Annotated in this window: 18 protein-coding genes; 13 read left to right on the forward strand and 5 right to left on the reverse strand. The window is 68.9% G+C overall.

What is annotated here, in order from left to right; translation table 11 throughout:
* The first annotated feature begins 40 nt into the window (after positions 1 to 40).
* The 4 genes from LCF40_RS06695 to LCF40_RS23130 all read left to right on the forward strand — a co-directional run bounded on the left by LCF40_RS06695 (position 41) and on the right by LCF40_RS23130 (position 2,424).
* Entirely contained in the window at positions 41 to 355 is a 315-nt protein-coding gene (locus LCF40_RS06695) for a 30S ribosomal protein S24e (protein ID WP_114576898.1), read from the forward strand.
* Position 356: 1 nt separating this feature from the next.
* Entirely contained in the window at positions 357 to 491 is a 135-nt protein-coding gene (locus LCF40_RS06700) for a 30S ribosomal protein S27ae (RefSeq protein ID WP_114576899.1), read from the forward strand.
* A 30-nt stretch (positions 492 to 521) separates the two neighbouring features.
* Entirely contained in the window at positions 522 to 2,186 is a 1,665-nt protein-coding gene (locus LCF40_RS06705; protein WP_224827848.1) for a bifunctional N(6)-L-threonylcarbamoyladenine synthase/serine/threonine protein kinase, read from the forward strand.
* Positions 2,187 to 2,292: 106 nt separating this feature from the next.
* Positions 2,293 to 2,424, forward strand: coding sequence for a hypothetical protein (locus LCF40_RS23130; protein ID WP_255565231.1), 132 nt, complete (start codon positions 2,293 to 2,295; stop codon positions 2,422 to 2,424).
* Between the two features lie 61 nt (positions 2,425 to 2,485).
* Here LCF40_RS23130 and LCF40_RS06710 read toward each other — a convergent pair whose 3' ends face one another.
* Positions 2,486 to 4,123, reverse strand: coding sequence for a hydantoinase B/oxoprolinase family protein (locus LCF40_RS06710; protein WP_224827849.1), 1,638 nt, complete (start codon positions 4,121 to 4,123; stop codon positions 2,486 to 2,488).
* Positions 4,120 to 6,135, reverse strand: coding sequence for a hydantoinase/oxoprolinase family protein (locus tag LCF40_RS06715; RefSeq protein WP_224827850.1), 2,016 nt, complete (start codon positions 6,133 to 6,135; stop codon positions 4,120 to 4,122). The genes LCF40_RS06710 and LCF40_RS06715 overlap by 4 nt, the downstream gene beginning before the upstream one ends.
* 99 nt (positions 6,136 to 6,234) lie before the next feature.
* Here LCF40_RS06715 and LCF40_RS06720 point away from each other — a divergent pair, with 99 nt between their 5' ends.
* Positions 6,235 to 6,513 carry a DUF5808 domain-containing protein gene (locus LCF40_RS06720; RefSeq protein ID WP_114576903.1) on the forward strand — a complete coding sequence of 93 codons (279 nt, stop codon included), beginning with the start codon at positions 6,235 to 6,237 and terminating at the stop codon, positions 6,511 to 6,513.
* A gap of 78 nt (positions 6,514 to 6,591) precedes the next feature.
* A complete protein-coding gene (rdgB, locus tag LCF40_RS06725) occupies positions 6,592 to 7,137 on the forward strand; it encodes an RdgB/HAM1 family non-canonical purine NTP pyrophosphatase (RefSeq protein WP_224827851.1) in 546 nt (181 codons plus the stop codon).
* Here the strand turns inward: rdgB and LCF40_RS06730 are convergent, their stop codons facing one another.
* Positions 7,138 to 7,653, reverse strand: coding sequence for a DUF7384 family protein (locus LCF40_RS06730; RefSeq protein WP_224827852.1), 516 nt, complete (start codon positions 7,651 to 7,653; stop codon positions 7,138 to 7,140). It abuts the gene before it with no gap.
* Positions 7,654 to 7,821: 168 nt separating this feature from the next.
* Between LCF40_RS06730 and LCF40_RS06735 the strand changes: the two genes are divergently transcribed.
* Both LCF40_RS06735 and thiD read left to right on the forward strand, forming a co-directional pair.
* Positions 7,822 to 8,832, forward strand: coding sequence for an AIR synthase-related protein (locus LCF40_RS06735; protein WP_224827853.1), 1,011 nt, complete (start codon positions 7,822 to 7,824; stop codon positions 8,830 to 8,832).
* Between the two features lie 68 nt (positions 8,833 to 8,900).
* The gene (gene thiD / locus LCF40_RS06740) at positions 8,901 to 10,106 is read left to right on the forward strand and encodes a bifunctional hydroxymethylpyrimidine kinase/phosphomethylpyrimidine kinase (protein WP_224827854.1); all 1,206 of its coding nucleotides are present in this window, start codon (positions 8,901 to 8,903) and stop codon (positions 10,104 to 10,106) included.
* A 561-nt stretch (positions 10,107 to 10,667) separates the two neighbouring features.
* Here thiD and LCF40_RS06745 read toward each other — a convergent pair.
* The gene (locus tag LCF40_RS06745; RefSeq protein ID WP_224827855.1) at positions 10,668 to 11,426 is read right to left on the reverse strand and encodes an IclR family transcriptional regulator; all 759 of its coding nucleotides are present in this window, start codon (positions 11,424 to 11,426) and stop codon (positions 10,668 to 10,670) included.
* Between the two features lie 147 nt (positions 11,427 to 11,573).
* Between LCF40_RS06745 and dgoD the strand changes: the two genes are divergently transcribed.
* Positions 11,574 to 12,758 carry a galactonate dehydratase gene (gene dgoD / locus LCF40_RS06750; protein ID WP_224827856.1) on the forward strand — a complete coding sequence of 395 codons (1,185 nt, stop codon included), beginning with the start codon at positions 11,574 to 11,576 and terminating at the stop codon, positions 12,756 to 12,758.
* A gap of 4 nt (positions 12,759 to 12,762) precedes the next feature.
* On the opposite strand, the gene LCF40_RS06755 is transcribed toward dgoD, so the two are convergent.
* Positions 12,763 to 15,909, reverse strand: coding sequence for a glycoside hydrolase family 2 TIM barrel-domain containing protein (locus LCF40_RS06755; protein ID WP_224827857.1), 3,147 nt, complete (start codon positions 15,907 to 15,909; stop codon positions 12,763 to 12,765).
* A gap of 211 nt (positions 15,910 to 16,120) precedes the next feature.
* Here LCF40_RS06755 and LCF40_RS06760 point away from each other — a divergent pair, with 211 nt between their 5' ends.
* The 4 genes from LCF40_RS06760 (at position 16,121) to LCF40_RS06775 (ending at position 20,817) form a co-directional block, all read left to right on the forward strand.
* Positions 16,121 to 17,587 carry an ABC transporter substrate-binding protein gene (locus LCF40_RS06760; protein ID WP_224827858.1) on the forward strand — a complete coding sequence of 489 codons (1,467 nt, stop codon included), beginning with the start codon at positions 16,121 to 16,123 and terminating at the stop codon, positions 17,585 to 17,587.
* A gap of 68 nt (positions 17,588 to 17,655) precedes the next feature.
* Complete coding sequence (locus LCF40_RS06765; RefSeq protein WP_224827859.1) at positions 17,656 to 18,843, forward strand: carbohydrate ABC transporter permease; 1,188 nt, start codon at positions 17,656 to 17,658, stop codon at positions 18,841 to 18,843.
* The gene (locus LCF40_RS06770; protein ID WP_114576911.1) at positions 18,843 to 19,679 is read left to right on the forward strand and encodes a carbohydrate ABC transporter permease; all 837 of its coding nucleotides are present in this window, start codon (positions 18,843 to 18,845) and stop codon (positions 19,677 to 19,679) included. The genes LCF40_RS06765 and LCF40_RS06770 overlap by 1 nt, the downstream gene beginning before the upstream one ends.
* A gap of 10 nt (positions 19,680 to 19,689) precedes the next feature.
* Entirely contained in the window at positions 19,690 to 20,817 is a 1,128-nt protein-coding gene (locus LCF40_RS06775) for an ABC transporter ATP-binding protein (protein ID WP_224827860.1), read from the forward strand.
* The last annotated feature ends 323 nt before the right edge of the window (positions 20,818 to 21,140 follow it).

The raw sequence follows: 21,140 nt of genomic DNA on the forward strand, positions 1-21,140 counted from the left end.
CTTTTAGGCGCCACGGCGGGATAGTAGGGTAACTGGACACATGGACGTCGCAATCGTTTCCGAAGAGGAGAACCCGATGTTGCACCGGACGGACGTCACGTTCGAACTGACCCACGACGACGCCACGCCCTCCCGGCTCCAGGTCCGGGACAGCCTGGCGGCGAAGCTGAACAAGGACGCAGGCGAGGTCGTCGTCCGGGAACTCGACACCAAGTTCGGGATGCGAAAGACCGTCGGCTCGGCGAAGGTCTACGAGACGGCCGCTCACGCGGGCGACGTCGAACAGGACCACATGCTCGAGCGAAACAAGATCGCGGCCGACGAGGAGAGCGAGGCCGACGCGGAGGAGGCCTGAGATGGCCCACCACGAGGTCTACGGCGACGACGGCGCGGCCGAACGCGAGGAGTGTCCCCGCTGTGGCGACTCGTTTCTCGCAGACCACGGCGACCGGCGCCACTGCGGGAAGTGTAGCTACACAGAGTGGGAGTAGCGAGCACGTTCTGACGCCCTTCCGGACGCCGTGAGTCACGATTCGTCGATCCGCGTCCTCGCCGTCGAGGGCACCGCGTGGGCTGCCAGCGCGGCCGTCTACGACGCCGGAAGCGAGGAGGTCTTCATCGAGACCGACGCCTACCTCCCCGACAGCGGCGGCATCCACCCTCGCGAGGCCGCCGAACACATGCACGGGGCGATCCCGCGGGTCGTCGAGACGGCGCTCTCACATGCCCGGGAGACGGTCGATGGACCCGCCAGTGAGCCGCCCGTCGACGCGGTCGCCTTCTCCCGGGGACCCGGATTGGGCCCCTGTCTGCGGATCGTCGCGACGGTCGCGCGGGCGCTCGCGCAGACACTGGAGGTTCCCCTGGTCGGGGTCAACCACATGGTCGCCCACCTCGAGATCGGACGCCACACCTCGGAGTTCAATTCTCCAGTGTGTCTGAACGCCAGCGGCGCGAACGCCCACCTGCTCGCCTACCGCAACGGCCGGTATCGCGTGCTCGGCGAGACGATGGACACCGGCGTCGGCAACGCCATCGACAAGTTCACTCGCCACGTCGGCTGGTCGCATCCCGGCGGGCCAAAAGTCGAGGAGGCGGCCGCCCGCGCGGAGGGCGAGGAGCTGCTCGACCTCCCCTACGTCGTCAAGGGGATGGACTTCTCGTTTTCGGGGATCATGACGGCGGCGAAGGAGGCCTACGACGGGGGCGAGGACGTCGAGGACGTTTGCTGTTCGCTCCAGGAGAACGTCTTCGCGATGCTCGCGGAGGTCGCCGAACGCGCGCTCTCGCTCACTGGACGGGAGGAACTCGTGTTGGGGGGTGGGGTCGGCCAGAACGCCCGCCTGCGGGGGATGCTCGCGGAGATGTGCGAGGCGAGGGGCGCCAGCTTCCACGCGCCCGACCCGCGATTCCTGCGGGACAACGCGGGGATGATCGCGGTGTTGGGCGCGAAGATGTACGCGGCCGGCGACACCCTCGAGATCGCCGACTCCCGCGTCGATCCCGACTTCCGGCCCGACCAGGTGCCCGTCACCTGGCGGGAGGCGCCCGAGCCGGCCCCGAGGCGAGCCGAGGGAGAGGCGGTTCGGGGCGCCGAGGCGGTCGTGACCCCCGAGGGCGACCGCGTGGTCAAACGTCGCCTGCCCAAGTCCTACCGTCATCCCGACCTCGACGACCGCCTGCGCCGAGAGCGGACCGCGGGGGAGGCCCGGCTGACGAGCCTCGCGCGCCGCGAGGGCGTGTCGACGCCCGTCCTCTCCGACGTCGATCCGCGGGAGGCGACCCTCGAGTTCGAACGCGTCGGGACCGCCGACCTCCGGGACGCTCTCACCGAGCAGCGGGTCCGGGAGGTCGGGGCGCACCTGGCGACGATCCACGGCGCGGGATTCGTCCACGGCGATCCGACGACGCGGAACGTCCGGGTCGGCGCCGGGACGGACGGCGATGGGGACGATGCAGGGGGTCGAACCTATCTCATCGACTTCGGGCTGGGCTACCACACCGACCACGTCGAGGACTACGCGATGGACCTCCACGTCGCGGAGGGGAGCCTCGTCGGCACGGCCGACGACCCCGACCCGCTTCGAGCGGCGCTCCGGGAGAGCTACCGCGCGGCCGGCGACGAGCGAGTTCTAAATCGACTCGCCGAGATCGAGTCCCGCGGGCGGTACGTCTCGGAACCCTGAATCCGGTCCGACCCGCCGGTCGGCGTCGGCTCGCTCGTCGTTCCTTCGCCGGTCGTCCGGACGGGCACGGTTATCGTTATCACACGGACGACCGAACCGCACTCCCATGGACGAGATCCTCGTCGCGGTCGCCAAGGGGGGCGAACTCGCCATCGACCTGTGTTTGACGTTCTACGAGAAGGTCTTTTCCGACGAGGAAGACGAGGGGGAGCGGTCGGTGGCTGACGAACCTCGGTAACCGAAACGTCTCCCTCCCATCGCCGGGAGCAGGCAGGCGGTCATCGTCCTCCGGCGACGTCTCACTCGCCGTCGCTCACCTTCCCGTCCTCACGATCACGCTCGCGAGCCTCCGGATCCCGTTCCGTGGGATCACCGTACCCGCCGCCGCCGGGCGTCCGGACCGTGACCGTCGCGCCTGCCGACACCGATTCCGTCGTCTTCGCTCCGACGGTCCGCCCATCGATCAGGTTCTCCCCGGTCGCGCCCGGTTCGCCGCCCGCGGCGCCCGCCGGTCGGGTCCGTCGGCGTTCGGAGAGCAGGGAGACGACGGCGTCGGTCTCGACTCTCACGGCCCGCTCGATTCCCAGCCCGCCCCGAAACTCGCCGTCGCCGCCGGTGTCGGGCCGGAGGCCGTAGCGCTCGACCCTGAGGGGGTACTCGGCCTCCAGGGCCTCGACCGGCGTGTTGAGCGTGTTGGTCATCCCGACCTGGACGCCGTCGATTCCATCGGAGTCCGCCCGGCCGCCGAGGCCGCCGCCGATCGTCTCGTAGTAGGTAAACCCTTCCTCGCCCGTGCCGTCGACGTCTCCGCTCGAGCCCCCTCCCCCGCGCCCGCCGATCACGAAGTTGTTCATCGTCCCCTGCCCCTGGGCCGGAACGCGATCCGGAACGCACTCTTCGAGGGCCGCGAGGACGACGTCGGTCACCCGCTGGCTGGTCTCGACGTTGCCGCCGACGACCGCCGCCGGCGGTCGCGGGTTCAGAAGCGACCCTTCGGGCGCCTCGACGCTGACCGGCGCGTAACAGCCGTGGTTGGGTGGGATCTCCGGATCGGTCACCGACCGGAGGACGAAGTAGACCGCGCTGGTCGCGACCGCGAGCGGGGCGTTGACGTTGCCCGCAACTTGGCTCGCGGTTCCCGCGAAATCGACCTCCATCCGGCGTCCGTCGATCCGCACCGTCGCCTCGATCGGGATCTCCTCGTCGGTGCGGCCGTCGCCCTCCATGACGTCGCGAGCGCGGTACTCGCCGTCCGGAAATCCCTCCAACTCGCCTTCGACCCGCTCGCGGGAGTAGTCGATGACGGCCTCGAAGGCGGTTTCGAGATCGATCTCGCTCTCCTCGGAGAGCTCCCGGATCCGCTCTTCGGCCCGGTCGGTCGCCGCGATCTGGGCCCGGAGATCCGCCCGACGCTCCTCGGGGTCCCGGACGTTCGCGAGGACCGTCTCGAGGAGGTCCTCGTCCATCTCGCCCCCGCGGACGAGCCGGACTCCCGGAATTCGGAGCCCTTCCTCGTAGATCTCGGTCGCCCCGGCGGGCATGCTTCCCGGGGTCGCCCCGCCGACGTCGGCGTGGTGGGCCCGGGAGACCGCGTAGCCCGTGACTTCTCCCGCCACAGCGATCGGCGCGACGAGGGTGACGTCGGGGAGGTGCGTCCCCCCCGCGAAGGGGTCGTTCAGCGCGACGACGTCGCCGGGGACGAGGTCCCGATCGAGGACCGTCTCGACCGCCCGGGGCATCGCCCCGAGGTGGACCGGGATGTGCTCGGCCTGGGCGACCATTCGGCCCTCGCGGTCGAACAGCGCCGTCGAGCAGTCCCGGCGCTCCTTGATGTTCGGCGAGCGGGCGCTGCGGATCAACACCTGGCCCATCTCGGTCGCGACCCCCTCCAACTGGTTGCGGACGACCTCGAGGGTGACCGGATCGACGCCGCTCACGCCGACTCACCCCCTTCAGTGAGCACGAGCGTCCCGTCCCCCCGGACGGTCGCCGTCCATTCGGGGGGAACGAGCGTCGTCGACTCGCGGCCCTCGAGAACCGCCGGGCCGTCGATAGTGGTTCCGATGGGCGGTCCCCGCCTGTCGTGGACCGCGGTCTCGTGAACGTCGTCGCCAAAGCGCGCCTTGCGGGTTCCCCGCTCGAAGCTCTCCTCTCCCTCGTAGGGGATCGGTCCCAGCTCCCGGCCGACGCTCGCCCTGGCCCGCAGCGTCACCAGTTCGACGGGGTCGTCGGTCCGGTAGCCGTAGGCCCGTTCGTGGGCGTCCTCGAACCGATCGCGGACGATCTCGGGATCGAACGGGTCGGGAGCGGGCACCGAGAGCTCGAAGCTCTGGCCGGCGTACCGGCAGTCCGCGACCCGATCGACGGTTCCCCGATCGGGGTCGCGGAGCCCTTCCCGGGCTCGCTCGCCGACCGCCGCGAACGCCGCTTCGACCGCCTCGAGGTCGGCCTCCGCGAGGCGGGTCCGGAGCGTTCGGACGGCGTCCACCTCCTCGTCGGCCGCGAGCAGCCCCATCGCCGAGAGCACTCCCGCTTGGAGCGGGACGACGACGGTTCCGATCCCCAGCCGGTCGGCCAGCGCCGCCCCGAACAGCGGGCCGGCGCCGCCGAAGGCGACCAGCCCGAACTCGCGGGGGTCGTGGCCAGCCTCGACGGTGACCTCCCGGATCGTCCGGGTCATCGTCGCCGCTGCGACCCGGTAGATCCCCGCGGCGGCCTCGGCAGCGGTATCGAACCCGCCAGCCTCCGCGAGTTCCGCGAGAACCGCCGTCGCCCGATCGGGCTCGAGGGCGAGCTCTCCCCCCAACTTCCCCCCGACGTATCCCAGCTCGACGGCGGCGTCGGTGACGGTCGGCTCCTCGCCGCCGCGGCCGTAGCAGGCGGGGCCGGGCTCGGCGCCCGCAGAGCGGGGACCGACCCGGAGCGCCCCCCCGCTATCGACCCGGGCGACGCTCCCGCCGCCCGAGCCGACGGTGGTCACGTCGACCATCGGGAGGTGGATCGGCACTCCGCCGACGGTCGTCTCGGCCGTCCGTTCGGCCTCGCCGTCCCGGACGAGGCTCACGTCGCTTGAGGTGCCGCCCATGTCGAAGGTCACCAGGCCCGCGAGGTCGCGGTCGGCAGCGACCCCTTCGGCTGCTCGGGCGGCGCCGACGACGCCCGCCGCGGGCCCCGAGAGTACCGTCGTCGCCGCTCGTTCTCTGGCCCGGTCGGCGCCCGCGACCCCGCCGTTTCCTCCCATCACCTGCGGGGTCGGGACGCCAGCCGCTCGGACCTGCTCGATCAGGTCGCCGAGGTAGGCGTCGACCGCCGGGCGGACGTAGGCGTCGGCCGCCGTCGTCGCCGTCCGCTCGTACTCCCGGAACGCCGCGAGCACCTCGTGGGAGACCGAGACCGGGATCGGGAGCCGGTCGCGCAGTCCCTCCGCGAGCCGGGCCTCGTTGTCGGGCGTCGCGTAGGCGTGTAGCAGCGCGACCGCGACGCTTTCGGCTCCCGTCTCGCGGATCTCGCCTGCGACCCGCTCGATCCCCTCCTCGGTCACGGGCCGCTCGACGCCTTCGGGGGTGGCGCGTTCGTCGACCTCGAGCCGGCGCCGGCGCGGGACCAGGGGATCCGGTCGCTCGACGCTCCGGTCGTACAGATCGGGCCGGTCCTGGCGGCCGATCTCGACGACGTCACGGAACCCCTCGGTGGTGACCAGGGCTGTCTGCGCGCCCGCCCGCTCCAGGAGGGCGTTGACGGGGACGGTCGTCGCGTGGGTGAACTCGCCGATCCCCGCGGGGACGATTCCGGCCCGCTCGCAGGCGACCTCGATCCCCCACATGACGCCGTCGGCCTGCTCGGGCGTCGTCGCCACCTTGGCGGTGACCAAGCCGTCGCCGGTCCGGAGGGTGACGTCGGTGAAGGTCCCGCCGACGTCGACCCCGATTCGGGCGGTCCCGGTTTCCATGGGATATCCGGGAGGCTCCGGGACAAAAACGTGTCCCACCGGCCCCGACCCGCCCGCGGACAACCGAATACTCATATCGGGGGAGGTTCAATGCGGGGTATGGTGGAGAAACCGACGTCCGGCGAGATCTTCGGCGTGCCGTACAACTTCGACCGACCGAGCCTGGGACGGATGCTCTCCGCGTACTGGCAGCCCGGCCAGGGGATGTTAGTCGAGAAGCCCTTCGGCGTCGGCTACACCCTCAACATGGCGAACTGGCGCTCCTGGATCGTGCTGGGCGTCGCCGCCGTCCTCCTCTGGCAGGAAGGCGGGACCGACGCCGCCGGCGAGGTCCCCGACGAGGAAGAGCCCGTCGAGGTCATCGTCGACGACGAGTAAGGCGACGCCTTTCTACCGGGCGCCGTCGGCCGACGGCGGGACCGAAGCCGACTTGGGTCGACCCGTCCGACTTCCCCCATGACCGTTCGGTTCGTCACGGGAAACGAGGGGAAAGTACGGGAGGCCGGCGAGTATCTCACGGAGTCCGTCGAGCAGGTCGACTACGACTATCCCGAGATCCAGGCCGACGACGTCGGCGTGATCGCGTCACGAGGGGCGAGGGAGGCGTTCGCGGACCTCGGCGGCGAGGAGGGGGTCGTCGTCGACGACACCGGGCTCTCCGTCGAGGCCCTCGGCGGGTTCCCGGGGCCGTACTCGGCGTACGTCGAGGACACGCTGGGGATCGAGGCGATCCCGCGGCTGCTGGAGGACGACGCGGATCGCCGGGCACGCTTCCGGACGGTCGTCGCCTACGCCGACGGCGAGGGGGTCGAGACGTTCGAGGGCTCGGTCGGCGGAACGATCGTTTCTCCGCGGGGCGAGGACGGGTTCGGCTACGATCCGGTCTTCGAGTACGACGGACGGACGTTCGCGGAGATGAGCACCGCCGAAAAGAACGCCGTCTCCCATCGCGGGCGCGCCCTCGAGGCGTTCGCGGAGTGGTACGCCGGTCGCGAGCGGTAGTCAGGCCCGGGGATCGCGGTCGGGGCCCGGGTACTCGCCCCCGCGTTCGGCCTCGTAGAGCGACTCGGGGTCGAACAGCCGGGCGAAGGCGTCGGGCGGGCGGACGCTCACCCGCACGTGGGGTTGGAGGGCGATGCCGGCCCCCGGCGAGGCGAGCTCCTCGCTCTCGGTGAGCAGGTGGGCCGCGTTTCCGTGATACGCGGAGGCCAGCGCCGGGTGGTCGTCCTCGGGATGGGTGACCGCGACCCGGTCGGCCTCCAGACGCTCACGGTGGGCGGCCGCGAGGTCCGCATCGGCGAGGGTGGCGACGAGCTCTTCGGTTTCCTCGAGGAGCGGGTCGCTCGCGACCAGGCCCATCCAGGAGTGGGCCCGAACGTGATCGAGGGCCTCGCGGGCGGCACCTCCCACGAGGAGGTCCGCGGCGAGGACCCCGCTGTCGGCGACGACGCGGGTCGGGTCCGGCCGATCGTCGCCCCTGGCGTCGTCGAAACGATCGCCGTCGGCTTCCTCAGCCATCGCTCCCCTCGCGCTCGCGGATCGCCTCCTGGATCCTCGCGGCGTCTACCTCGACGTCGGCCGCCCGCTCGAACAGCGCCGCCCAGTTATCCATACGGGTCGTGGGTGGGGCGGGCGAAAAAGCGTTCCGTCGATAGGGTGAAGGCGCCCCCCTGCCTCGGTTCGGGCGTGACCGACCTCGGCAAGGTAGACCGCGCGTTCTTTGAAGACCGGATCGCCCCGAAGTTGGGTGCCGACCGCGAGGACGTCCGCATCGGTCCGACCCACGGCATCGACTTCGGGTTGCTCTCGGTCGGCGGCCGCGCGGTCGCCGTCGCGACCGACCCGATCTCGATTCTCCCCGTGCTCGGGTTCGAACGCGCGACACGGTTCGCGCTCGACCTCGTGATCGCCGACGTCGCGGTGAGCGGCCTGGCGCCCTCGCATCTCTCGATCTCGTTTACCCTCCCGCCGGAGATGGGCGACGAGGAGTTCGCGACCGTCTGGGAGACGGTAGACCGGGAGTGCCGGGAGATGGGGATCGCCGTCGCGACCGGCCACACCGCCCGCTACTCCGAGTGTTCGTACCCCTGGATCGGCGCGGCCACGGTGTTCGGCGTCGGTGACCCCGAGGAGCTGATCCGCCCCGACGGCGCCCGCCCCGGCGACCGCCTGCTGCTGACGACGGGTCCGGCCGCGGAGGCCGTCGGCGTGCTCGCGACACTCTTTTCCGACCGGATCGATCTTCCCGACTCGGTTCTCTCGGCTGCTCGCGACCGTATCGAGGACGTCCACTGTGCCAGAGACGCCCTCGCGGCCGCCGCGGCAGGTCCCATAAGCGCGATGCACGACGCCACGGAGGGCGGGATCGCGGGCGCGATGAACGAGATGGCGGCGGGCGCGGGCGTCCGCTTCGAGATCGATCGGGACGCCGTCGTGCTCCGGCCGGGCGTCGAGGAGGTCGCGGACCACTTCGACTTCGACTCCTGGGCGGCGACCTCCTGTGGCACCCTCCTGCTCGCGGTCGACCCTTCGGGGGTCGAGCGAGTCGTCGAGGCCCTCGAGGCCCGGGACACTGCCGTCGCCGAGATCGGCCGCGTCCGGGAGGGCGAGGGCGTCGTCGCCGACGGCGAGCGAGTCGCTCCCCCGGAGCGCGACCCCTCCTGGGCGGTGTACGCCGCGCTCGCGGCGGGGTCGTAGCCGCGTCGGTTCCCCGTCGGCGCGAGCGCGACCACCACTGACTTGTACAACCGGAGATTAGGGCGGCCATGCTCCCACCCCATCCCGACTCCCGACCGGTCGCGCTCACGATCGCCGGCAGCGACTCCGGCGGCGGCGCGGGGATCCAGGCCGACCTCGCCGCGATAGCGGGTCAGGGCGCCTACGGCACCTCCGTCGTCACAGCGATCACCGCCCAACACACCCGCGGCGTCGAGGGCTCGTTTCCGTTGCCCGCCGAGGAGGTCGCCGCCCAGCTTTCGGCCGTCCGCGACGACTTCGCGATCACCGGCGCGAAGACGGGGATGCTCGCGACGGCCGAGATCGTCGAGTCGGTCGCCGAGCGAGCGGGAGAGTTCGGGTTCCCGCTCGTCGTCGACCCCGTGATGGTCGCGAGCTCCGGCGACCGGCTGCTCGAGCCCGCGGCCGAACGCGCCTACGAGGAGTTGATCGCCGAGGCGGCGCTCGTCACGCCGAACGCCGACGAGGCCGAGGTTCTCACCGGTCGAACGATCACGAGTCCGGCGGACGCGCGTGCGGCCGGCGAGGACCTCCGCGACCTCGGCGCGGAGGCCGCTCTCGTCACCGGCGGCCACCTTCCCGGGGAGCGAATCTCGGACGTCCTCGTCGACGGCGAGGGCGCACGAACCATGGAGCATCCCCGGATCGACACGGACGCGACCCACGGCTCGGGCTGTGCGCTCTCGGCGGCGATCGCCGCCCGGCTGGCGGCCGGCGACGACCTCCGGGCGGCCGTCGAGGCGGCCGTCGCCGCCCTCTCGCGGGCCGTCCGCTTTCACTATGACGTCGGAGGGGGGCCGGGCGCGGTCAACCACGCACTCGAACTCCGGAACGCGGCCGCGAGAGCCGACGTCGCGGAGGCGGTCGGTGCACTGGCCGAGCCGGACGGCGAGCGCGTCGCGGTCGCCGGCGCGACGCCGTACGCCGCGAACGTCGACGACGTCGCCGTCGCGGACGGCGCCCGACCCCGGTTCGGCCTCGAGACCGACGCCGCGAACGCGCTGCTCGCTGCCCGGGAGGAACGGCCCGACCTCCGCTTTGTGGCCATCGTCGGCGGGAGACGCGCGGCTCCCGCCCGGCCGGTTGTAGAGAGCGATACCGACCCCTCGGAGGGGCCGTTCGACCTCCCTGGCGACCGATCCCCGGTCGCGGTGGCCGGGGCCGAACGGACGGTCCTGTTCGCCGCCGATGCCGGGGAGCTCCGGCGGGCCGTCGCCGACCCCTCCGAGCGGTAGCGAGGGCCGGCGAACTCTCCTCCAGCCGAAGAAACATAAGAATCCGATCTATATATGAAAACAGCCATATAGGGCGGGGAAAACGTCGAAACGTGGGAACCGAGACCAGCGTTGGGGGGTCGTGGGGCGTTGTCTCGCCCCGTCTTCTGCGCTCCACCGGAACGGACGAACGCCGGAAGGGTACGAACACGGATAGAGGGGGCGGGCAGCTTGTCGATTTGTTTCGGGAAACTCCCCGGGACCTCCCGGACCGTTGGACCGAGCCCCTCTATCGACCGTTCGACGATCACCACCGTTCGTGGTTGGTGTTCCCTCACGACGTCTCGGTTCCTCGGCGCCATGGACTCGGTTAATATATTAGGATAGGCGTGTTCGACGAGCAATAATATTTCTTTCACTAGGGCGCAGTCCTCCAGGGGGTCGTCCGGACGGGCGGCGATGGCGACGACATCACCACCGGTCCCGACCTCTGGGTATTACACGCGTATGGGTGTCAGTCTCGGCCGGCGAGCTCCCGCACCAGGAGTGGGTGCCGCCCAGGCGTTCACTCATCGTGAACGCCTACCGCGAGAGGAGGGCGTTCTCGACGGACTTCGCGGCGCTGGTCACCAGCCCCACGGCGTCCTCCTCCAGGCGCTTGCCCGACATGTGGTAGTCGCTGCCCGTGACGCTGATCGCGCCGATCGCCGTCCCCTCGCTCCCGATGATCGGGGAGGCGACACACTGGTGGCCCTTCCGGTACTCCTCGCGGTCGAAGGCGACCCGCCGGTCGCGGACCGAGCGGAGTTCGCGCTCGAGGTCGGCCCGGTCGGTGAGCGTCTTTTCGGTATAGGCCGGCAGGCTCGAGTCTGCGAGCAGGGCGCGTTTCTCGTCGGCCGGAAGATGTGCGAGGATGGCCTTCCCGCCCGCGGTCGCGTGTAGCGGGGCGACGTCGCCCTCCGCGATGTCTCCATCCTCGCTCCCGTCGGGTCTGATCCGGAGCGCGTAGATGCCCCTGTCGTCCTCGCGGGCGATGAAGTTCGCGACGTGGCCGGTGGTCTCGGCCAGGTCGGAGACGACCGGGCGGACGTGTTCGATCGGGAATCGCTCTCTGGCCTGGATCCCCAGGGAGAGAAACCGGTTGCTCAGGTAGTAGCCGTCGCCCTCGCGGACGAGGTAGCCGAGGTCGGTGAGCGTGTGCACGTGTTTGGAGACCGCACCTTTCGAGAGGCCGACCTCCCGCCCGAGGGCACTGATCCCGAGACCGGGCTCGTCGCGGATCGCCTCGACGATCCGGAAGCTGGTTTCGGTCGTCTTCACGCCGCGTCCCGTGTCGCTCATGTATGGGCGGTGGGCCCCGGCGAGCAAAAGCGTTCTCATACCGTGAACGGAAGTGGTTCGCGGACGGGCGAAGACAGGACGTGTACGGCCGATCGCCGGACGGCGGGAGGCGTCGCGTTTATGCCGGATCGGTCCGTCGGTCGGGTCATGAGTTCGGGCAACGCCGAGACGACCGGATCGAGCCGGATCGCCGACTACGAACTGTTCGAGGTCCCGCCAAGGTGGCTGGTGCTCCGCCTCGAGACCGCCGACGGGGTCGTCGGCTGGGGCGAACCGATCGTCGAGGGCCGGGCCCACACCGTGCGAGCGGCCGTCGAGGAACTCCTCGAGAGCTACCTCCTCGGGGAGGACCCCGCCGACATCGAGGACCACTGGCAGACGATGTATCGCGGCGGGTTCTACCGGGGCGGGCCGGTCCTGATGAGCGCCATCGCCGGCATCGACCAGGCGCTGTGGGACATCAAGGGCAAGCGCTTCGGCGCGCCGATCCACGAGTTGCTCGGCGGGAAGGCCAGAGACCGGATTCGGGTCTACCAGTGGATCGGCGGTGATCGGCCCAGCGAGGTGGCCGACGAGGCCCGCCAGAAGGTCGAGAGCGGCTTCACCGCGCTCAAGATGAACGCGACCTCCGAACTCCAGCGGGTGGACGATCCCGCCAGCGTCGCGGCCGCCGTCGACCGCCTCGCCGAGGTCCGCGAGGCCGTCGGTCCCGACGTCGACGTCGGCGTCGACTTCCACGGCCGGGTCACGAAACCGATGGCCAAGCGCCTTGCGGCGGCTCTGGAACCCTACGAGCCGATGTTTGTCGAGGAACCGGTCCTCCCCGAGCACAACGACGCGCTGGGGACGATCGCGGCCCACACGACGACCCCGATCGCGACCGGCGAGCGGATGTACTCCCGCTGGGACTTCAAGGAGGTCTTCGAGGACGGCAGCGTCGACGTCATCCAACCGGATCTCTCTCATGCTGGTGGCATCACTGAAGTCAAGAAGATCGCCGCGATGGCCGAAGCCTACGACGTCGCCGTCGCGCCCCACTGCCCGCTGGGGCCGATCGCGCTGGCCTCGTGTCTCCAGGTCGACGCCTGCTCGCCGAACGCGCTCATCCAGGAACAGAGTTTGAACATCCACTACAACGAGACCAGTGACGTCCTCGACTACCTCGCGGACCCCTCCGTGTTCGACTACGAGGACGGGTTCGTCCAGATTCCCGACGGACCCGGCCTCGGGATCGACGTCAACGAGGCGTACGTCCGCGAGCAAGCAGAGAAGACCGTCGACTGGCACAACCCCGTCTGGCGCCACGAGGACGGCAGCGTCGCCGAGTGGTGAGCGGTCAGTCCCGCGCGAACGGCCGGAGTTCGACGCCGAACTCGATCGATTCCGGGAGAACGCGGTAGGACTCGAGCGTCGCCGGGCCACAGCTTCCCGTCCCGAGCCCGCAGTGGGCGTGATCGATCGAGAGCGACACCTCGTCTCGGCGGGGAACCTCGTGGGGGTGGGCCGCGGCCTCGAGGTCGGCGGTCGTGTAGCGATGAGCCGCGAGATTCAGGAGGTCGTCCCCCGAGACCGAGAGCCCGACGCCGCCGTCGTCGGTGACCGTCGCCCACCGGACGTCCGTCCGATTGCCGTTCTCCTGGGGGCGGACGTAGGGCGTGTGTAGCTCCTCGACCCGGTGCTCGTAGCGGCCGACGAGCGCCGCCTGCTTGCTGTCGGCGTAGGACTCGCCGGGGCCGCGCCCGTACCAGGCAACCCGGTCGAACTCTCCCGGAAGGACGAGGTCGAGGCCGACCCGCGGAAGCGAGGGGAGCCCCGAGAGATCGCCCTCCGGTTCGAGTCGCGTGTCGATCCCGACGCTCCCGTCCGCCGAGACGGTGTACACCTGTTCGACGGCGAACCCGTGGTCGAAGATCGGCGGCGCGAGCCGTCCCTCGACCGTGACCGCCACCTCGTCGTCCCGGGTGGCGTACTCGACGTCGTCGGCCCGGAAGCCGAGTTCGTCCATGCCGTACTCGCGCCAGAGCTGTGCGAACCCCACCGTTCGGACCTCGGTCTCCGAGAGGCGACCCTCGTCGCGGGCGATCTCGGACATCCGCGAGAGGAACGTCCGCGAGAGCGGGAGGCCCCCGTCGTTGTCCGTCGGCGCCCGCCAGAGGCCGAGTTCGGGCCCCGAGGCGAGCAGCTCCCGGCCCCGGTAGGTCAGCGAGTCGATGATTCCCCGAGTCTCGTCGAACGCGACCTCGACGTGGGCGTTCGAGACGACGATGCCGTCGTCGGTCCGGTCACACGAGAGCGGCGCCGACTCCGCGGACGGCGGCGATCCGGGGGAGCCGCCCAGTTCGAACTGGCCGGTCGCGACGGTGTGGCCGGCGGGGGCAAAGCGAGTCCACTCGCCGAGTTCGACCTCGACCGTCAGCAGGCGTTCGGCGTCCTCGGAGAGCGCGTCGGGATCGACCGGGAGCTCGACGGCGGCGCACTCGCCCGGGTCCGGGTCGGGGAGCTCCAGGGAGCCGCTCTCGACGGCCCGGCCGTCGGCCTCGAGACGCCAGGTCGCCCGGAGGTCCGAAAGCGAGCGGAAGTCGTAGCGGTTCTCGACGGTCAACTCGCCCGCCTCGGGGCCCGCCGAGAGGGCGACCGGCTCGACGACCTTCTTGTGCTCGACCAGCCCGGGGGAGGGCTCGCGGTCGGGGAGGACGAGCCCGTTGATGTTGAAGTTTCTGTCGTTCGGTTCGTCGCCGAAGTCCCCGCCGTAGGCGAAGAACTCCGGGCCGTCCGCGCCCGAGGGGTCGGCCGCGCGGGTGACGACCGCCCCCTCGTCGGTCTCGACGGCCCGAATCCCCTGGTCGATCCAGTCCCAGACGAACCCCCCCTGGAGGCGGTCGTTCGCCTCGAACAGTTCCCAGTACTCCGCGAGGTTTCCGGGGCCGTTGCCCATCGCATGGGCGTACTCACAGAGGATCACCGGATGGTCGTATTCGGCCTCGCTCGCCCACGCCTCGAGCTGTTCCCAGGGCGGGTACATCGGGCCGACGACGTCCGAGACCTCCTGGTCTTCGTCGGGTTCGTAGTGGATGGGGCGCGTCGGGTCTCGTTCTCGCGTTTCCTCGGCCATCGCGACGTGGTTCGAGCCGAAGTCGGACTCGTTGCCGAGCGACCAGAGGATCACGCTCGGGTGGTTCTTGTCGCGTTCGACCATCCGGACCATCCGGTCGACGTAGGCGTTCTCCCACTCGGGATCGTCGCTCGGGTGGGCGGTTTCGGGGGCGAACTCCATTCCGTGACACTCGAGGTCGGTCTCGTCGACGACGTAGAGGCCGTACTCGTCACAGAGATCGTAAAACCGGGTGTCGTTGGGGTAGTGGGCGGTCCGGACGGCGTTGACGTTGTGACGCTTCATCAGCTCGACGTCCTCGCGCATCCGTTCGAGGGGGACGTGGCGCCCGCGGTCGGGGTCGAAGTCGTGGCGGTTCACTCCCCGGATCGTCACGGCCTCGCCGTTGACAAGCAGGTGGCCGTCTGCGATCTCGACCTCGCGGAAACCGAGGGTCTCGGCGACGACCGTCCCGCCGGGAACCGAGAGGACGAGCGCGTACAGCGCCGGGGTCTCGGCGGTCCACTGCTCCGGCTCCTCGACGGTCGTCTCGACCGTCGCCGACGCGGTCTCCCCTGGAGCGACGTCCACGCTCCGCTCGAACTCCGCCACCGTTTCCCCCTCCGGGTCCAGCAGCGTCGCCTCCACGGCCGTCTCGGTCGCGGCGCCGCCCGCGTTGGTCACGTCGACGGTCGCCCGGAACCGACCGTCCTCGTACTCGTCGTCGAGTTCCGCGCGGACGTCGACGTCCGAGACGTGGCTCTCGGGGAGGGCGTAGGCGTAGACGTCCCGGAAGATCCCGCTGAGCCACCACATGTCCTGGTCCTCGAGGTAGCTCCCGTTCGACCACTTGTAGACCCGGACGGCGACCGTGTTTTCGCCCGGTTCGACGTGGTCGGTGACGTCGAACTCCGCGGGGAGGCGCGCGCCCTCGCTGTAGCCGACCCGCTGCCCGTTCACCGAGAGGTGAAACGCCGAGTCGACGCCCGCAAAGCGAAGCCGGACCTGCCGACCGTCCCACTCTCCGTCGACCCGGAACGTCCGCCGGTAGGTGGCCGTCGGGTTCTCGGTCGGGACCCGCGGCGGATCGACCGGGAACGGGTAGACGACGTTCGTGTAGTGGGGCGTGCCGTAGCCGGCGAGTTGCCAGTTCAGGGGTACCTCGATGTCGTCCCAGCCCTCCGTATCGAAGTCGGGGTCGGCAGCTCCCTCGGGCGCCTCGGATGGCGTGGGCGCGAGATCGAACTTCCAGGTCCCGTTCAGGGAGGTGATCCAGGGCGAGTCGGCCCGCTCGCTGGCCAGGGCCGTCCCGCGGTCAGGGTAAGGGAGGACGTCGGCGTGCGGTTCGAGTCGGTTTCGGCCGACCGTCTCCGGATCGATCCAGTCGTCCATGCCGGATGGGACGAGCCCGCGATGTTTACTCTTTCGGACGCCTGCAACCCGGGGCGACGACCTCCCGCGACGGCCCTGCGAACTCGACCGGTCTCCTCCACGAGCGCCTCCGGAGGAACGGAAGGGCTCCGTGGGCTTTCCCGTCCGTGTGGTGTGAACGCACGAATCCAAATGTTAATATACCCAAGATCCAATGTGGGAGTGAACATCCATGTCAGGGTCTACTGGTCCTAGTGCGCGCCGTCGACAGCTACTGCGGTCGCTCGGTATCGCCGGCGCCGCCGGCCTCGCCGGCTGTGTCAGCTTCGGGGGCGACGGCGGAAACGGCAACGGTGGAAACGGAAACGGGGGTAACGGGAACGGAAATGGTGGTAACGGTAATGGCGGAAACGGAACTGGCGGAAACGGCAACGGCAACAGCAGCGGAAACGGCAACGAGAGCGGAAACGAAAGCACGAGCGGCGGCTCCGGCGGAGAGATGGCGGACTCCTCCCAGGGGTGGGGCTGGAACATCGCGGCCCAGTCGCTCCAGGACGCCGCCGAGACCTACAACGAGGAGAACGGCACCTCCGTCGAGGTCGAGGAACTCGGGGGCGACGCGTGGGAACAGCGTTTCCAGACCGCGATCACGAGCGGCGAGGGCGCGCCCGACTTCTCGGTCGTCCAGAACTACGACGTGACCAACTACGCGAGCATCGACGGCCTCATGGACCTCACCGACCGGATCGACGAGGCGGGGATCCGAGAGGACATCGTCGAGGGCAAGTGGCAGACGGTCAACTACGACGGTGCCGACTACGCGATCCCGTGGGACATCGGCCCGACCGGCGTCTTCTACAAGCGCGACCGGTACGAGGAGGCCGGCATCGACGTCGACTCGATCGAGACCTGGGACGACTTCATCGAGGCCGGAGGGCAGCTTCCCGACGACGTCTCGATGATCAACCTCCCGCCCCAGGACATGTCGAGCCTGTGGCGCATGCTGCTCCGTCAACTGGGCGGCCAGGCGTTCACCGAAGAGGGCGCCGTCAGCGTCAACAGCGAGGAGAGCGTCCAGGTGGCACAGCTCATCCAGGACATGAGCGACGCCGGGATCACGACGCGGATCGAGACGTGGTCGGGCGGCTGGTTCACCGCGTTTTCCGAGGGGACGCTCGCCTCGGTCGCGACCGCGGCGTGGATGGACGGAACCCTCCGGGCCGAACTGCCGGATACGGAGGGCAACTGGGGCGTCTACAAACTCCCCGCGTTCGAGGAGGGAGGCACCCGCGCGTCGAACCGCGGTGGCTCGAACATGGCGATCCCGTCCCAGATCGAGGACGAGGCGGCGATCAACCGCGCGGCCGACTACTGCATGTGGGCGATGTCGACCCCCGAGGTCCAGAACACGATGCTCGAGGACTACGGGCTCTTCCCGTCGCTGACGTCGGCGTACGACGCCGACATCTACGACGAGGAACTCGACTTCTACGGCGGCCAGCCGGTGTTCCGGCTGTTCGCGGACGTCGCCGAGGAGATCGAACCCTACCGCTACACTACCGACACCCCGGAGGTCCAGGATGCCATCGAGACCGAACTCGGGAACATGCTCGACGGGAACAAATCGCCCGAGGAAGCCGTCACCGACGCCGCCGAGACCGTCGCAGACCGGACCGATCGCGATCTGGCCTCGGAGTAATCGAGGCTTTCACGTACCGTCGAGTTTCATGATCCCACAGCGCATGAGCGAACGACCCACGTCCGCACATGGACGTCCGCCACGCCCGTCGATTCGACCGGGCGCAGCGGGCGTTCGAGCGAGCGTCCGGAACCGCCGCCCGGACGGAACCGACCCCGACGCCCCCCCAGTCCGGCCGCGAGCGACCCCCGGGAAGGCGTCGGACGACCGAGCAGATTGGGGGCCATAGCCCGATGGTCCTCGCTGCCATCCAGTCTCGTATCCGGTCGTCGGCTGCCTACAAGCAGGTGTCCGACGGCGTCCGCTACACCCGCCAGGACGTCTCTCGGATCGTCCCGGAGATTCCCGGCCTTCCCTACGCCTACATCTCGCCGTTTTTCATCCTCTTCGGGGTCTTCCTGCTGTTCCCGACGGCGTACACGCTGTATCTCTCCTTTTTCGACTACGTCGGCGTCTCCAACGAGGTCCTGTTGACGGTGACGATGGGGCCGATGGAGGTGTCGCTCCCGCGGATCGCGAACCTCGAGTTCGTCGGTCTTTCGCACTACGAACGCCTGATCTTCAGGGACTCGCTGTTCCACCGGTCGCTGCTCAATACGACGTTCATCTTCGTCGTCCAGGTGCCGTTGATGGTGATCCTGGGACTGGCGACCGCGCTCGTCCTCGACGCGAAATTCATCCGAGCGAAGGGCCTGTTCCGGACGCTGATCGCCCTCCCGGTTGCGACGGGGCTCGTCGCGTACTCGACGATCTTCCTGTTGTTGTTCAACGGCGAGGTCGGGCTGATCAACTACGTCCTCGAGAGCGTCGGGCTGACGGCGATCCCGTGGCTCGGCGACGGTTTCTGGGCGCGGATCACGCTCGTGATCGCCGTCACGTGGCGCTGGCTCGGCTACAACATGATCATCCTGCTGGCGGGCCTCCAGACCGTGCCCCAGCAGCTGTACGAGGCCGCCGAGATCGACGGCGCCTCCCGGTGGGAGAAGTTCCGGTTCGTCACCCTTCCACAGATCCGTCCCGTCCTGCTGTTCGTCGTCGTCTCCTCGACGATCGGCACCTTCCAGATCTTCGCCGAGCCGTACGTCATCACGGGCGGTGGCCCCTCGAACGCGACGATCACCGTCGTCCAGTACATCTACAACCAGGCGTTCCTCCAACTCAACCTCGGCTACGCCAGCGCGGTGTCGGTTCTCCTCGTCGTAATCGTGAGCATCATGTCAATCATTCAGATACAGTACGGCGGTGGTGACTCGTAATGCGATCGGATACCAAAAAGGAGGGCCTCTGGAAGTTCGGTGCCTACATCTTCCTGTTGACGATCACCGTCCTCGTGATGATTCCCCTCTACTGGATGATCGTCGCGGCGACGATCCCCCAGTCGGAGTTCTTCACGTGGCCCCCGCGGCTGATCCCCGGCACGCAGTGGCTCGCGAACTTCGAGGCGCTCCAGGAGAACGTCAACTTCCTCAGGAGCATGGGCAACAGCGTCATCATCGCCGTGTCCTACACCGCGCTGTCGCTCGTACTCTGTTCGATGGCGGGCTTTGCGTTCGCCAAGTACGAGTTCCGGTTCAAGGAGCCGCTGTTTTACTTCATCCTGGCGACGCTCGTCTTGCCGATCCAGTTGCTGATCATCCCGCTGTTCTTGCTGATGGTCCAGATCGGCTGGACGAACTCGTATCTGGCGGTAATCCTGCCGTGGGCAGCGAACCCGCTGGGGATCTTCCTGATGCGCCAGAACATGAAGGCGATCCCCGACTCCTTGCTCGAGTCCGCACGCATGGATGGCGCGACGGAGTTCCAGTTGTATTATAAGATCGCGCTGCCGACGATGCTGCCCTCGCTGGCGGCGCTCGCGATCATCCTCTTTCTCAATCAGTGGCAGGCGTTTCTCTACCCGCTGGTGATCCTCCAGGACCCACAGATGTACACGATTCCGCTCGCGCTGGCCGACCTCGTCGGCCAACAGCGGGTCTACTTCGACCAGATCATGGTCGCGACGTCGCTGGCGGTGACGCCCATCTTCATCGTGTTCCTCACGATGCAACAGTACTTCATCAAGGGGATCCTCTCGGGATCCGTCAAACAGTAAGGTACTCACCATGGCAACAATCGACATCACGAACCTGCGAAAGGAGTTCGGTGACGGAAACGAGCGGATCGTCGCGGTCGAGGACTTCGACCTGACGATCCAGGACGGGGAGTTCCTCGTGTTCGTCGGCCCCTCGGGCTGTGGGAAGACGACGACCCTGCGATGTATCGCGGGGCTCGAAGACGTCACCGAAGGAACGATCGAGTTCGACGGCGAGGACGTGACCGACCGGCGCGCCAGGGATCGGGACGTGGCGATGGTGTTCCAGAACTACGCGCTGTACCCCCACATGACCGTGCGAAAGAACATCGGGTTCCCGCTGCGGCTCTCGACGAAGAAGTCGACCGACGAGATCGACGACGAGGTCGAGGCGATCGCCTCCATGCTCGGTATCGAGACGCTGCTCGACCAGAAACCGCGGGAGCTCTCGGGGGGCCAACAACAGCGGGTCGCCCTCGGCCGGGCGATCATCCGGGATCCCCAGCTGTTCCTGATGGACGAGCCGCTGTCGAACCTGGACGCGAAACTCCGCTCGACGATGCGCACCGAACTCCAGGAGCTCCAGACCGAACTCGGCGTGACGACGGCGTACGTCACTCACGACCAGACCGAAGCGATGGCGATGGGCGACCGGATCGCGGTGATGAACGACGGGGAACTCCAGCAGGTCGGCACCGCAAGCGAGGTCTATCGGGCGCCGGAAAACGAGTTCGTCGCGGGCTTCATCGGCAGCCCGAGCATCAATCTCCTTACGGCAGACGTCGACGGCGCGACCCTCCGCGGCCCGGGGGGCTTTGCCTACGAGATGGAGGACCCCTCGCTGGTCGAGGGCCACGATCGGATCCGCGTCGGGGTTCGTCCGGAGGATCTGGAACTCGATCCCGACGGGGGCATGCCAAGCGAGGTGACGGTCGTCGAGGAGATGGGCAACGAGAACTTTCTCTATGCGGTGATGGGAGATATCGACATCACCGCCCGGATCGAGAGCGTGATCCATCCCGAGGCGGGCAAGACGGTCACGTTCGGGTTCGACGAGGAGGACCTCTACCTCTTCGACGCGGAGACGACCGAGGCGGTAAAGACGAAAACCGGGGAGACCGACGTCGACTACGACCAGTACGTCCAGCCGAGTCACTGACGACCCCTCCTTTCTTCGGGCGACCACCACGTCCGCGCCCAGGTCCGCTCGGAGTCGGTCGACCTGCTCGTCCTCGAGCGCTCGCTGTCGGGGACCAACGCCGACGACTGGCTGGACCGCCAGCCGGTCCTCGACGAGGAGTCCACGATCGAGACGGGCGAGACTGTTCGAGGAAGTGTGACGTTCGAAATCGTAGTTTTGAACTGATACTCGAGACCGTCCCTCTCGACCGGTCGTGACGATGCTTCTGGATCGACGCTGGGAAGCTGGGAAAGAGAGCGAAGAACGGGATTTTGACGCACACGACGCGATCCGCTCGTGTC

The sequence above is a fragment of the Saliphagus infecundisoli genome, from assembly GCF_020177375.1.
GTDB lineage: Archaea > Halobacteriota > Halobacteria > Halobacteriales > Natrialbaceae > Saliphagus > Saliphagus infecundisoli.

What these genes read in the sequence shown, in the direction of transcription:
- LCF40_RS06695 (WP_114576898.1), top strand. Translation starts at nt 41, where the DNA reads ATGGACGTCGCAATCGTTTCCGAAGAGGAGAACCCGATGTTGCACCGG.
- LCF40_RS06700 (WP_114576899.1), top strand. Translation starts at nt 357, where the DNA reads ATGGCCCACCACGAGGTCTACGGCGACGACGGCGCGGCCGAACGCGAG.
- LCF40_RS23130 (WP_255565231.1), top strand. Translation starts at nt 2,293, where the DNA reads ATGGACGAGATCCTCGTCGCGGTCGCCAAGGGGGGCGAACTCGCCATC.
- LCF40_RS06715 (WP_224827850.1), bottom strand. Translation starts at nt 6,135, where the DNA reads ATGGAAACCGGGACCGCCCGAATCGGGGTCGACGTCGGCGGGACCTTC.
- LCF40_RS06720 (WP_114576903.1), top strand. Translation starts at nt 6,235, where the DNA reads ATGGTGGAGAAACCGACGTCCGGCGAGATCTTCGGCGTGCCGTACAAC.
- rdgB (WP_224827851.1), top strand. Translation starts at nt 6,592, where the DNA reads ATGACCGTTCGGTTCGTCACGGGAAACGAGGGGAAAGTACGGGAGGCC.
- LCF40_RS06730 (WP_224827852.1), bottom strand. Translation starts at nt 7,653, where the DNA reads ATGGCTGAGGAAGCCGACGGCGATCGTTTCGACGACGCCAGGGGCGAC.
- thiD (WP_224827854.1), top strand. Translation starts at nt 8,901, where the DNA reads ATGCTCCCACCCCATCCCGACTCCCGACCGGTCGCGCTCACGATCGCC.
- LCF40_RS06745 (WP_224827855.1), bottom strand. Translation starts at nt 11,426, where the DNA reads ATGAGCGACACGGGACGCGGCGTGAAGACGACCGAAACCAGCTTCCGG.
- dgoD (WP_224827856.1), top strand. Translation starts at nt 11,574, where the DNA reads ATGAGTTCGGGCAACGCCGAGACGACCGGATCGAGCCGGATCGCCGAC.
- LCF40_RS06755 (WP_224827857.1), bottom strand. Translation starts at nt 15,909, where the DNA reads ATGGACGACTGGATCGATCCGGAGACGGTCGGCCGAAACCGACTCGAA.
- LCF40_RS06760 (WP_224827858.1), top strand. Translation starts at nt 16,121, where the DNA reads ATGTCAGGGTCTACTGGTCCTAGTGCGCGCCGTCGACAGCTACTGCGG.
- LCF40_RS06765 (WP_224827859.1), top strand. Translation starts at nt 17,656, where the DNA reads ATGGACGTCCGCCACGCCCGTCGATTCGACCGGGCGCAGCGGGCGTTC.
- LCF40_RS06770 (WP_114576911.1), top strand. Translation starts at nt 18,843, where the DNA reads ATGCGATCGGATACCAAAAAGGAGGGCCTCTGGAAGTTCGGTGCCTAC.
- LCF40_RS06775 (WP_224827860.1), top strand. Translation starts at nt 19,690, where the DNA reads ATGGCAACAATCGACATCACGAACCTGCGAAAGGAGTTCGGTGACGGA.